The following is a 12,687-nucleotide window of genomic DNA, read 5'->3' as shown; positions in this document are numbered from 1 at the left end:
TAAACCGTCACCTGATATTGCGATATACACCTATGACGAAACGTCAAATAGCTCTTGCCCTGCTATCCATACCCCCTGCAATTGCATTGGCACAGATTAACCCCTCGGCACAGGAACAAGATCCTTACCTCCGCACCCAGCAGGCTATCGAGCGCGCAATGGCCCAAGCTCAATCCATGCGGCAGAACGACAAGCAAACAGGGCATAAGCAAGGACTGAGCGTAGAGGAAGTCCGAAAGATGAAAGGGGTCGATCCGTTGACGCTCGCCAATAAGTACGAGGCATCTGGAGTTGGACAGGGGCCGGCAAAGCAGGAGCTGATGATCTTTATCTCGACATCGATGCCTACCAAAGCACTGGTCATGCTTGGGGAACAGGCTAAGGCAACTGGTGCGGTTCTGGTCATGCGCGGTCTGGTTGCACCTCTGGGAACCAGGGGGGCCATCCAGAAGACGATGGAGGCCCTTCAGCCGGTTGGCACTACGGGTGCCCAAATTCAAATCGACCCGGAGGCCTTCACCCGCTACAACGTCAAAGCCGTTCCGACGTTTGTAATTGCGAGCAAGGAAGAGGGCTGTTCCTCAGACACCTGTGACAGCCAATCATACGCACTCACAGGCGATGTCACGTTGGAGTACGCCTTGGAGCAGTGGTCGAGCCGAGGCGGTCCGATCGGAGAGAAAGCCGACATTTACCTTCAGCGTCTGGAAAGGACTCGGCAATGATCATCCGTTCCCTAATCGTGGCATTGGCAATATCTTTTGGAATTGCCTACGCACAAACGCCAGAGCAGATGGCCGCTTTTGCGGACGGTAAAGCGGCTGGAGATAACACTCACACACAAGACATCTTCAACAACATTGGTCATTCCCAAGCGGGTAACGTGGTCAGCGGCTACTCCCAAATACCGCCGCCGCAATCTGCCTATTATGGAGGGCAAAACACAGTATTGAACTCACTGTATTTTGGAGGCCAAGCCAAGATTTCTGAATGCGGCGCAGGCACGTCATCGACGAATCCGGCAGACAAGGAACATTGTGAGGCAGTCAATTCATTAGTTAATGCACAGTCTTTCAATGCGAACAGTCAAATTACCCGCAGCGACCCGCTCATGCTGCAGGGTAAGGCGATCGCAGCTAATCCAGAAGCCATTGCTGGGGCGATTAACGGAAATTACTCGAACTGTACTACCACACAGCAAGCCTCAACGCCAGACTTTGTCATGCAAACATGTGATGACTGGTCGGAAAACGGGGCCGCCTCATGCACAATAGGTCAGAACGTCGTCGTCGATCCTGACTACCTCTACAGTTGTAAGGAAACCATCTCCACCATCAACCACGGAACCTGTACCTACGGCGATGTGGTTGTGGTTGATGTAGATTACAACTACCAGTGCACGAAAATCGAATATCAAACCAATACCCACACCTGCCATAAGACGCTGAACATCCAGATCAACACGATCCCAGGATGTACGCCGGGCGCCTTTATCGTCAGAGTAATCGCCGACCCCTGCCCTTACTGCATCGATTACCTGGTATACGACTACTACTGCCAGAACGGGTACTACCAGCAGCACTTCTACACGCAGGTGCACGGAACCAACCAATTCTACGTAGACTTAGGTTGGGCAAACATTCCCGGAACGCCTGGGGCCTACATCCCGCAAACCCAGGGTATTACCAATATGAATACCGGAGCTGGGTACTGCTTCATAACCTACTACAGCCAAACCTGTAACGCTACGACTTGCACTATGGGCTCCTGGTTCTACAACCCGTGCCTGGGCTTTTCGTATTACGGGTCAGCGAACTTCTCCCTCCCCACTCAGGTTACATACACCGATGTCTGGAACGACCAGTGCGCAACGCTAAACAGTAGGACGTACTGATGAGAATAATTATTGGAATAGCGGTCTCTTTCTTGGCTGCATTAGCGATTGCAGGGGATTTGGGCCGAATCGAAAGTCGCGTTGAGGGCGTGGCTACGCTTAGGCCCGAAGCTGGTGCCGTCTATGCTCAGTTTGTCGGTAGCCCGTCCATCACGGATACGATACGCCGTGATTTAGCCGCACATGGTTTTGCTGTGGCGTGGAACAAGGCAGATGCGAAGCAATACCTGACTCTGAAGGGCAGTTTGAGCATTAAGTCTTCAAATGGCAAAGCTGCCCAGGAAGATATCGCCGCCATCGCGGAAGGCCAGCGAGTGGCCTTGTCTGTCCCGGTGAAGGAAAAGCCTACTCCAGCCCATGTTCCGGAAGGGCATTACACCATCGGTGATCACGGGCAGCAGCCTAATACCCAACAAGGCATATCCCTGGTTACGGGAAACCCAATTCCCGTTGATCTCGGGGATCAAGGACGGTGGTTTTCCAAACGCATGTTTGAGAAGGGCATCGGTAACGATCCTTCATGTCCCCCCGAAAGATGCCGTGTTGCACAAATCATTACACAGCAGACAATTATTGATATCGAGGTCACGAAAAACGGGCGGACGGAGAAGGGCAAAGTGATTGCTTCGATGAAAGACAAATTTGTGAACATGAATGTACTTACCGTCCGAGCGTTGTATCTCGCCATGGACATGGTCCGAGGTGGGAGATGAACAATATTTTCCGATACATCCTGTCGGTCCTAGTGGCTGTTACCTTCTCGACAGGAGCCAACGCAGTTGCTACCTGCCAAAAGACGGGCGAGGTATGTGTGGATGGGCCCAGTTCTAAAAACATTGGCGGTACGATGATCTATCGCGACTGCTGGGATTATCAAGCAACTTACAACTGCGTCGATCCCAACCCGGTCGATTACTGTGCGGCCATCGCTGCCACGCCTGGATGCTCCCAAGTTAGTTCAGTCTGCAACGGAACTGCATTCAATGGGACATGCCTCGGCTATACGAAGACCTACCATTGCGACAATGCTGCGCAAGTGGGGAATGGGGTCATTCAACTGGGCAATAGCTATACGATCGTCTCGGACACGATCGACACATCCCCATGCGCCAGTTACTCCAGTAATCCAAGCTGCCAACTCTCGGCTAAGATATGTATCGATGGCCCCGCCACAAAGAATATCAACGGCCTCGATGTCTACAAGGACTGCTGGCAGTGGAAGGAGGACTACAACTGCGTGGTCAGCAACCCGGCCGACTATTGCATGCCCCTGAAGCAAGCCGGATGTACGCAACAGACGGAAATCTGTACGAATGTCGCCTTTACTGGCGTTTGCATCGAAAAGCAGTTCACCTATCTTTGCGGCTCGGAAATCACGCCGCTTCCGACGAACGTTCAATATCTCAACACCTCGTACACGATCGTCAATGACCAGGTAGATGTGTCGCAATGCACGTCGCTCGACAACAATCCGAACTGCACTGTTGCTTCCCAAACCTGTGTAGATGGCCCAGGAACAAAAAATATTAATGGCCTGGACGTCTACAAAGACTGCTGGCAATGGAAGAAAGATTACACCTGCGCTTCTACAAACCTCACCTCGACCTGCGATGAACTAAAGAACGATCCTCTTTGCGTCGAAACTGGATCGACTTGCGTTGATACTTTGCCCGGAGGCCAGTGTGGATTACTTGAGCACCAGTACAAATGCGCTGAAGCGCCGGTTTCCACCTCCACCCAGACAGACTGTGGAACCCAGTCTTTCTGCCTGGATGGCCAGTGTTTCGATACTGGTCATCCCGCCGATAGGGATTTCGCCGCGACGATCTCGCAAATGGAGCTTGCCAGAGAAGCCACCAACTACAACATCTTCGATGGAGAGTCGCAGTCTTGCACCAAAAAATTACTAAAGAACTGCTGTAAAGCCAAAGGGGGAGGTCAAGGCGGCAGGAACGATGTGATCGCCCAGGCGATCGGCACGGCCGTTTTCAAAGTGGGCACAGAAGAAATCTACGTCTGGGGTTCCAAATACATCTTCGAAGGTTTGATGGCTACTGGCAGCGAAATTCTTCAGGAATACGCTTTACAGGCCGCTGGCAACCTCCTGAGTACATCGAGCACGTTCTCTATCTGGGGCGCAGAGTTTTCAATCTCGACCGCAGGCGGAATTAGTTATGTCGGATTTGACCCATGGTCTCTCGCAACCTCTATTGCCATTTACGTCATTATGGATATGATGAGCTGCGATCAACAGGATCAAATCCTGGGGATGAAGCGAGGGCAGGGATTATGCCACCAGGTTGGTTCATACTGCAGTTCTAAAGTTCTGGGGGTATGTGTTGAGAAAAAAGAGGGATGGTGCTGCTTCCCCTCAAAGCTCGGTCGTATCGTCAATGAACAAGGTCGTGCTCAGATCGGCAAGAGCTGGGGATCGGCGCAAAATCCGGATTGCTCGGGCTTTACCCTGGAAGAGCTCAAGCTTCTGAAATTCGACGAGATGGATCTGTCAGAATTCTTCAACAGCATCCAACCCGACCCTAAGACAAATACCTATGCAGTCGAGCGGTTGCAACAAAAAGCTGCGAGTTACTATGGTCCGTAAATTCATTCTTGCTTTGACTCTTGCGACTTCAGCAGTTGTGGTTCTGGCAGATACTGGTTCCACGACGAGCGTCGAGATCGAGCGCGAACCGCATTTCAATTCCCTGCCAAATGCCGGAATTGCAGAAAAGCGTCTGTACGTTTCTTTCAAACACAGCCCGAAGATGACACGCATCCTCCAAGAAAAAATGAGGGCGATGGGCTTCACCGTAGCTGAGAAGCTGGAAGATGCCGATGCGAAGTTCAATTTCGACGGCATATTCCTAATTTCCGGTGCTGGCAAAGAGGAAGTTCGCGGTAGGCTTGGAGAGTTGTTGGAGTCCGCTGTTGGCGTCGCTCAACCCAGCAATCCAGACTATCACCATCAGAACGTGGATCTGCTGCAGATTGGCGTGTCTGTAGCCGCCACAGGCGTGGCATCTATGCTGTCCGTCACTGACATGGTTCGATGGATTGGCCAGAAGACCGGAATCGCGGGTCGCTTCAATGAACTGCTCACCGGCGATCCCCGTGGGTTTTGTTATGGCGACCAATGCAACAAATTCACCAGTTCCGTCATATTGAGTGTCAACGGCGACAGCGGACACTGGTGGATAATGGAAAAGGCACAGGACTCCAAGGTAGTTCTTGACATGGTTATTAGCGACGCCATTGAAAATGTCCTGAAGCCGTTCTATGACGTGAAAAAGCCAGCAGCAGTCCAAGGGAGCAATGAGTCTTGAACGCTAAAGGTATTGTTAGCCTGCTCGCGCTCTTGCCGGCGATGACCTTCGCCGCCGGAGACGGAACCGATTACCGTGATCTGCTGATGAAGGCCATGAACGCCAAAGATGGCAAAGCCTCGGTGGAGGTGACAGGGAGAACCGCCGAGATGATCCGCCAACAGATCAATCGTCCGAATGCCCGAGTAGTTGCCGAGGTGACCACTGTAGCCAACCTGAAGCAGGAGGGGTGCAAGCGGTTCAACATTCGCTACTACACTCCTGGTACCTTGTTACCCATGACGGATGGTTCAACCCGTATGCTTGACATGAGCGTCAAGTTGAACATGTGCCAAAATGGCTTGCCGCCCGGAGTAGATAGCGAATACGAGTTAGAAGAGAGGATGGTGAAGGACTCTGGCCTCAAGCCAGATCTGGGTTCTCCGATTCAGCAGCCAGCAGCGCAACAGTAGCCGGTGCAACCGAATTGTCTCGCATCCTGCGCTCTGAGCGTCTTGCTCTCCGGCTGGATACGACGACTTTTTCAGTGTTTCCCTAAGGGCGGGAATCCAAAACTGCACCTAACTCCACTTTTTCGGCTGCATTTCTGCATTGCCGTAACTTGAGTGCGAGGACTATCCTCAGGGCATGCTACGCGTGTCCTGTATCTTCCCCCTTGTCTGCGCTTTGACGGCTTGTACCGGTCTCGGATCGGCAAAGCCGTATATACCGTTGTCACCTCCAGAGATGCGGACAGCAGCCGCATCGATCATGGGCAAGGACGTAAATAATACCGTGCCTCCGGACCCGGATAACCCGCATCCTGCGGTGGGCCTGCCCCCAACTCCAGGCAAAGCGCCTCTGATCGGACAAGCTCCAGTGGAGGTGCTGCGTTCGGATCCGAAGTCGGGCGCCTACATCGCCTTCACTGGCCAAGTTCCGCCGACGAAGTATTTCGAAGTCATCGGTCGCGCGGACTGCGACGACTGGCTGTACCTGCAGTTGATGAATGCCGACATGATTATCAACCGGCCGAGATACTACGCTGGCGGAGAATACACCGGAGACAAAGCTGCCTTGAAGTGCGCTGGCGTCTTCCACCGGAAATTCCGGGACAAATCTGACGATCGCCTGGTTGGAGCGGACGGAGTGATTTTCGACCACGAGTCGGCAGTCTTCACGGATGTCGATGGCTGGTTCAATCAGAACCGCAAACTGCACATGGACGGCTGGGCGATCAAATTTGTAGAACCTTCTGTAGAGACCATACGCGCACGCCTAGCTACTCCTGTTACTTCCGCTATCGATGTCGTCCAGATGCGAGCCGCGGCATTTTGGATTGAAAAACACCATGCCTCCGATCTGGCTGCCGACCTACGACGAATTCTTCCTCTGAAAGACACACACCAGGCTCTTACAGACTGGAAAAGGGCTGACCACCTTCTCTTACGTGCGCTAGCGTCCGTTGAGGATGACGCCGAGCCGGATGATGTGTTTAGAACCATCCTCGACGCTGGTATTGCGAAAATGCTCAGACCTGGTGCCCAAACAACGGTCTCCTCTGCGATTCTTGGCGAGGTGCCATTCGTGGCCGCCAACGTGATTGTCTGCCGCAAACAACCAGGTGCAAAGGAGGAGCTTAGGAAAGTCCTCCTTCAAGCAACTATACGCCAACACAAGCTTGCTTCTGCGAAGGGCCTGATCGCCTTGGGCGATTCGGATTTCGTTAAGGAGCAACTAAACCAGGGGCGCCTAGGTGACGTGTCCGCTAAAGTCATGACCATGCTCTCTGGAATCGATGTCGAGCCCTTCGCTTGCCCATACCGGAGCAAAGTAAGTGCCTAGAGCAAATCAATATCTGGCAGCCTTTGGTTGCTGCTTTTGGGCTATTACAGTCCATGCTACGAGCGGAGATATATTGAATGAAACTCGCAGCTGGTGGGACGAAACACCTTGGGTTAATCCAGACCGCGGCTTCAACTGGTACCCCGACCCAAAGGAAGAACACCACGAGCAGAAGCTAAAGCCGGAGGTAAAGCCCAAGACCATCTATGAGATGACGACCCTCGAGGAGATCCAGAAGGAACTGGCGCGCTTGAAGGGCGAGGCGGTCGTCAATCCCACCGAGGAGAATGTCCTGGCCTTCCTGAGGGCTCAGCATTTCGTCATGGACAAGGCCTCGATGTTCGCTGATGTCTCCCGCCGCGTTGTCTGGGCCAATCCGGATGTGAATTACTCGGCGCGATCGTCTGTAGTGAGCTATGCCCGGGATCGAGACAGGATGCGTAAAGACAAAATGCGAGAGGACAATCTGAAGAACCTGTCCGAGACGCACGGCATTCTCTTTTTCGCCCGATCCGATTGTAACTACTGCCACGACGAGGCGCCAATCCTCAAAGCCTTCAGCATGAAGACGGGCATACCAATACTGACGATCTCCATGGACTCGGGTCCCATACCTCTATTTCCAGACGCCAAGCCTGACAACGGGATTTCGATGCTTGCGTCCGGCGGGAATGGCATCAATATAGTTCCGGCTATCTATCTAATTGACCGAAAGACACAGAAAGTCACGCCACTGGGTACTGGTGTTGTCGCCGGCGAGGAGCTGGCCGAGCGCATCCGTGTAATGACCATGACGAAACCCGGGGAGGAATTCTAGGAAATGAGATTGCAATTGCGTATTACAGCTGCTGCCGTAGCCGCCACACTGGCTTTGTCATCTGTAACAGCCTACGCAGATTGGATTGGCGATTTCTACAATTCCGCAGGCGCTGCTGTGAACACGACGGCTCCCCAGGCCATTGCGTCTCAGTCTGTGGTCGGCTACAGTGGTGGAGGTTTGAGCTGGCGGGTTCCGAACAAGAATTTCCAGCCCTTGATGATCACTCCTCCGTCGCTTAAAGCTGGTTGTGGTGGCATCGATGTTTACCTTGGAGGGTTCAGCTTCCCGAACAAGGCAGAATTTGTTCAGGCTCTCCGAAATTTCGGCCAGGCTGCGCTCGGGTATTTCTTCGAGCTAGCGCTGCGGACGATGGCGCCGGAAATCGCGGTTACCCTCGACGTGATCAATGACTTGGCTAACCGGATCAATCAGTTCTCGATGAATTCCTGCCGCGCGGCCCAGAAGGCCGTCAATTACCTGGCAGGAGACTGGATGGAGGCCAATGCCCGCGATGCAACGGGCTACGCTCGAGCGGCAGGCGAATTTGTCGACGAATTCGACGCGATGTTCGGCATCCAAGGAAACGGGCAAAAGATAATGCAGGAAAAATACATGCAGAACTATGGCAAGCCCAGGTCTGCTGTCATTGCTGCCGATAACGGCAAGGCAATACCGGTGTATGTGAACCTCTTGCGTTGGGCGCTTGATCATAACAATGCAGTCAATCTGAATGACGATGAGAAGGATTTGATCATGTCCATCGTCGGGCCAACCGTGATCGTCACTCAAGGCACTGATAGTGATGGTAACGAGGCCCCCGACTTCAATGCTGGACGTCCAGGAACCATCGACTTCTCGCATCTGGTGGGCGATGACGCCCTGACCGCTTCAGTTCTGCAACCCCTCAAGGTGCTGACGTGTATTGATGCGGAATGCACCACCGTGACAGACACCACGAAGACATTCATGCCCTTCTCCGCTCGCGCTATGGGAGCGGTAACACACATTCGCCAGAACATCGTTAATCGCACTTCAGGGAATACCCTGACGCCCGACGAACTGCTCGTTCTGAAAATGTCTTCCGTGCCGCTTTATCGTGCGGCAGCGATGGCAGAAAGTTCTGGTGTGGCGGCCATCGTTGCTGACCAACTAGTCTATGACCTTGTTGACTACGCTGCGGTTGATGCCGCGTTCAACATGATGACCTATTACCTCAATACCGCCGACAAGGCTCTCAATGGGATCTCGGCCAAAGTACCTCAAATCCTTATGGCTCCCTACCAGGAGATGCGTGAGCGCATCAAGGCGATACGAGTAGATATGCATCAGAAGATCACCCACTTCTACCAACAAAAGGGTAATCCCTACGAGAAGATCGATCAGCTGGATAAGGTAGAGCGCGCCATGTATGCCAACCTGAACACGATGCTCGCCGCTAATGCTCGCTTTGGCAAGCGCCAGTAAGGAACAGTAATGAACGCCTACACGATCTACTGCTACTTCAACGCCGACCAGATTCAGGGAGTCCTTAATGCTGTAGTGATGCTGATGGGCTCAGGCGGCGTCGACGGAGACTATCTCAGCCTTGTCCGTGTAGCCGCATTACTTGGATCCTTCATGGCGGTCTGTTACGGATTCCTCCGCGCGCGCGGGGAAGACGCTGCCCACTACTTGCTTTTGATGGCGATCTTCTACACTACCTTGTTCATTCCGCGGGTGAGCGTAACGATTGAAGACCACGGCGGAGCTGGGGGGGGCGCCCCCATTGTTGTCGACCACGTGCCCATTGGCCTGGCATTCTTCGCATCGACCACTAGTCACATTGGATACTGGCTTACGGAGAAGACTGAGACATTCTTCTCCCTTCCCGATACATCGTTGCGGCTGAGTTCGCATGGTCTGATGGGGGGGGCAAGGGCCCTCAGGCTGGCACAGTCCGCGGCCATGCCTGATCCTATCCTGGCTCAGGATGTTACCAACTTTATGCGAGAGTGCATCAATCCAGAGCTGGTGGTATCTCCGGCGCTGGTCAATGCGCTGCTCGTCTCGAAGGATATCTGGACAGATCTCGGGCCATCGGGTATCGGCGTCCTCAACCCTGGCCGAATGGTCACGCTCTCTGGCAACACTGGCTCCGTCCAATGCGACGATGCCTATACCAACAAGATCGGGCCCAGACTGGCTCCGGCGGCAGCGAGCGAATTTGCTCGTATCGCACAGATCCTATCTCCGAATGCGAGTCCTGCAACGGCTAACACGATGCTCGCTTCCCTGCTGCCGGCTGCTGAAGGATTGATCATGACCGCCAGTGCGTCTACTACCGATGCCATCAGACAGCGAATGATGATCAACATGCTCAACGATACCTCGTCGAACATGGCACAGATCATGAACGATCCTACGGCCGCGCAAACTGCTCTAGGTACTGCAATGGCAACGTCCAATGCCAATACGGCCTATTCGGTCTTGGCCCGACTGGCTCAAGAAACGCTTCCTCTTGTACGGAACGCGATCGAACTTGTGGTGCTCGGCATTTTCCCGATAGTTCTCATCCTGATTATCATCGCCGGCTCCAAAGGGGGGTTGGTTCTCCGTTCCTATGTAATGACTATGCTCTGGGTTCAGCTGTGGGCTCCGCTGTATGCAATTGTGAACTATGTTGGCACAATGGCCGGCGCGAAAAATTTCAAAGCCGCCCTCGCGGGTATCGATGGGGTAGCGGTGAACAATGCGGCTGCATTGCTGAACAGCACAATCTCCGCCGAAGCCGTAGCAGGGGTTCTGACCATCAGTGTTCCTTTGATTGCCCTGGCCATAATCAAGGGGGGTGAAATTGCTCTTTCAGGGATTACGTCCGGCATTACCGGACCTGCTGATAGAGCAGCAACCAATGTGGGCGGACAGGTAGGGTCCGGCAACGTCAATGCTGGCAACATTTCTTGGGGCAATTACAACGCCAACAATGCGGCTGCAAACCACTCGAATACGGCCTTTGCTTACGCAATGCTGAGCCGCGGCGATGTCCAAACCGAATTCGGCTCGATGACCCTTCGTGGGAGCCAAGCCGGCACACCTAATGCGGTCGGGAATCTTACGGGCGAATATGGCAATATTGGGGTCATTGGTAGCCATGGCGCGCGTGTGGAGGCTGCGAAGATTGGCAGCAGCGGCGATCGGGCAGAATTCACCAGTGGTACGTCATCGGGTCTGGCCCAAAGGACCTCTGGGCAGTTTACGCATCAAGAAGGCGCGACGGCGGCAGCGAAGATCCAGAAGGCTTTGGAGAACAGCCTTGGGGGTGACTGGTCATGGCTAACCCGCGATGGTTCCGGGAAAGCCACCACAGCCAGCGACCGAAGTGGCACAACTACCGCCACAGCTCACACAAGCAACATTGAGCTCGGTGGGCGTGCTGGAATCAATGCGGGCGCAGCGCAGACAGCAAAAAATCCTGTACATGACGCAAAAAACAAGCAGAATGCTCAGGGTGCCGCACACGTCCTTAACGGCGACCCGTACAAGGCGGCGTCTGGTTCAAATGTTCCCCCGGCTGTCGCGCAACAAGGTGCTTCGGCACCGGGTGCAACGACTGGGGCGGCTTCCGGATCTTCTGGTGTTCCGGCGGTAGGTGATCCGGCAGGTGGCGGTCAGAATGGATCGCCAATGCCGAAAGGCGCCGCAGAAGATCTACAGGGCAAGGCCAATCGTGCAGCGCAACAACTCGGCCAGGCTCCAAGCCAATCGTCATATGGGCCAAACGCCACTTATGGCTTCTCTTCTCGAGATACTGAGCAGAAGAGTTGGTCTAGCGATCGGGGCAATACCGCTGAGATTCAGCAGCGCGCAGAAAAGAACTTCGATAAAGCGGCTAGGGCGATCGAGGGGCTGATGTCCAAGACGAGCAATTCCGGGGAACGTGCCGCAATGCAAAGTTTCCTCGGCTCGTTGGCCAGAGCTACAGACGCAACATACCAAACCAATGTCAGCCAGAGTTATACGCAGACTGCGAGCAAAGCCAGCTCACGCACCGATGCAAACGGAGCGTCGGTCGAAGTCAACGACAATGGTCTCTACGGGGCCGAAGCGCTGCGCCTAGCTGGTGGAAGTGGGTATCGTGCCATTGAACAGGCAGTGACAAATCCAAACTTTCGCGAGCAGGTTGCCAGCACCGTGGCTCGGCGCGTTGCCGGAGCGGTGGCACCTCTTGGTGGCTCGGCGTATGGAATGGATGGCCAGCCAATCGAGGCTCCCAAGAGCGTTGACAAACAACGTCTTGACGGCCAAGAAGCGGTTAAGAATCAGCGCGGTAAAGACCAGAAAGCTGCCGCTGCCGCCGGCCAAGGCTACTTGCAAATGGCAGAAAAACAAAGAACACAGGTTGGAGCACCACCTTCCGTTGATATGCCAGACCTAACGTCTGCCCAGAAGGCTTTCGACACGATCAAGGGATCTACAGAACGCGGCTTGAATTCGGGCCAGCACAGTGCTGCTCGCGAAGCAGGGATCAACCGGTTGTTGGAGGCCGCGTTTGCAGACCAAGCGGGATTCGGACGGCTCCTTAGTGCTTCACTGGGATTTGGCATTGGGACGAAAACGCATGATGAAAACCGTGCTGCCATTCAGAAGCTGGCGGATTCCAATCCGGCGTTCAACGCTCGCCTGGAGCAAATTGGTCGCCACGGGCGAGTCACCGAGGATGACAAGCAGTTCTTTAGTGAGCATCGAGATGACGGGTTTTTTGATAGAGCAGGCGAGACATTAAACAATGCCCTCCAAAGCGCGAAGGATTACTGGATCGGGAAGTAACGTAATGATCCGCCTGGTGC

The 12,687-nt window shown here is 53.9% G+C and carries 10 protein-coding genes; all 10 read left to right on the top strand.

Going from position 1 to position 12,687, the window contains the following annotated elements:
* The first annotated feature begins 32 nt into the window (after positions 1-32).
* The 10 genes from trbC to EL335_RS13375 all read left to right on the top strand — a co-directional run bounded on the left by trbC (position 33) and on the right by EL335_RS13375 (position 12,667).
* Positions 33-725 carry a type-F conjugative transfer system pilin assembly protein TrbC gene (trbC, locus tag EL335_RS13420; protein ID WP_126448111.1) on the top strand — a complete coding sequence of 231 codons (693 nt, stop codon included), beginning with the start codon at positions 33-35 and terminating at the stop codon, positions 723-725.
* Entirely contained in the window at positions 722-1,894 is a 1,173-nt protein-coding gene (locus tag EL335_RS13415) for a hypothetical protein (protein WP_126448109.1), read from the top strand. Before trbC ends, EL335_RS13415 begins: the two co-directional genes overlap by 4 nt.
* The gene (locus EL335_RS13410) at positions 1,894-2,607 is read left to right on the top strand and encodes a hypothetical protein (protein ID WP_126448107.1); all 714 of its coding nucleotides are present in this window, start codon (positions 1,894-1,896) and stop codon (positions 2,605-2,607) included. Before EL335_RS13415 ends, EL335_RS13410 begins: the two co-directional genes overlap by 1 nt.
* The gene (locus EL335_RS13405; protein WP_126448105.1) at positions 2,604-4,496 is read left to right on the top strand and encodes a conjugal transfer protein TraN; all 1,893 of its coding nucleotides are present in this window, start codon (positions 2,604-2,606) and stop codon (positions 4,494-4,496) included. The genes EL335_RS13410 and EL335_RS13405 overlap by 4 nt, the downstream gene beginning before the upstream one ends.
* Positions 4,486-5,217: a hypothetical protein gene (locus EL335_RS13400; protein ID WP_126448103.1), complete on the top strand. Its 732-nt coding sequence runs from the start codon at positions 4,486-4,488 to the stop codon at positions 5,215-5,217. Before EL335_RS13405 ends, EL335_RS13400 begins: the two co-directional genes overlap by 11 nt.
* Complete coding sequence (locus EL335_RS13395) at positions 5,214-5,669, top strand: hypothetical protein (RefSeq protein ID WP_126448101.1); 456 nt, start codon at positions 5,214-5,216, stop codon at positions 5,667-5,669. Before EL335_RS13400 ends, EL335_RS13395 begins: the two co-directional genes overlap by 4 nt.
* A 298-nt stretch (positions 5,670-5,967) precedes the next feature.
* Positions 5,968-7,041 carry a hypothetical protein gene (locus tag EL335_RS13390; RefSeq protein ID WP_126448099.1) on the top strand — a complete coding sequence of 358 codons (1,074 nt, stop codon included), beginning with the start codon at positions 5,968-5,970 and terminating at the stop codon, positions 7,039-7,041.
* Between the two features lie 73 nt (positions 7,042-7,114).
* Positions 7,115-7,858 (top strand): conjugal transfer protein TraF, encoded by a 744-nt coding sequence (locus EL335_RS13385; protein WP_172600130.1) that lies wholly within the window; start codon positions 7,115-7,117, stop codon positions 7,856-7,858.
* Between the two features lie 3 nt (positions 7,859-7,861).
* The gene (locus EL335_RS13380; protein ID WP_126448095.1) at positions 7,862-9,325 is read left to right on the top strand and encodes a conjugal transfer protein TraH; all 1,464 of its coding nucleotides are present in this window, start codon (positions 7,862-7,864) and stop codon (positions 9,323-9,325) included.
* A 9-nt stretch (positions 9,326-9,334) separates the two neighbouring features.
* Positions 9,335-12,667 (top strand): conjugal transfer protein TraG N-terminal domain-containing protein, encoded by a 3,333-nt coding sequence (locus EL335_RS13375; RefSeq protein ID WP_126448093.1) that lies wholly within the window; start codon positions 9,335-9,337, stop codon positions 12,665-12,667.
* Positions 12,668-12,687: the final 20 nt, after the last annotated feature.

Source organism: Sulfuricystis multivorans, assembly GCF_003966565.1.
Classification (GTDB): Bacteria; Pseudomonadota; Gammaproteobacteria; order Burkholderiales; family Rhodocyclaceae; genus Sulfuricystis; species Sulfuricystis multivorans.
Note: the sequence above shows the minus strand (reverse complement) of the source record. Positions and strands in the feature narration are given on the sequence as shown.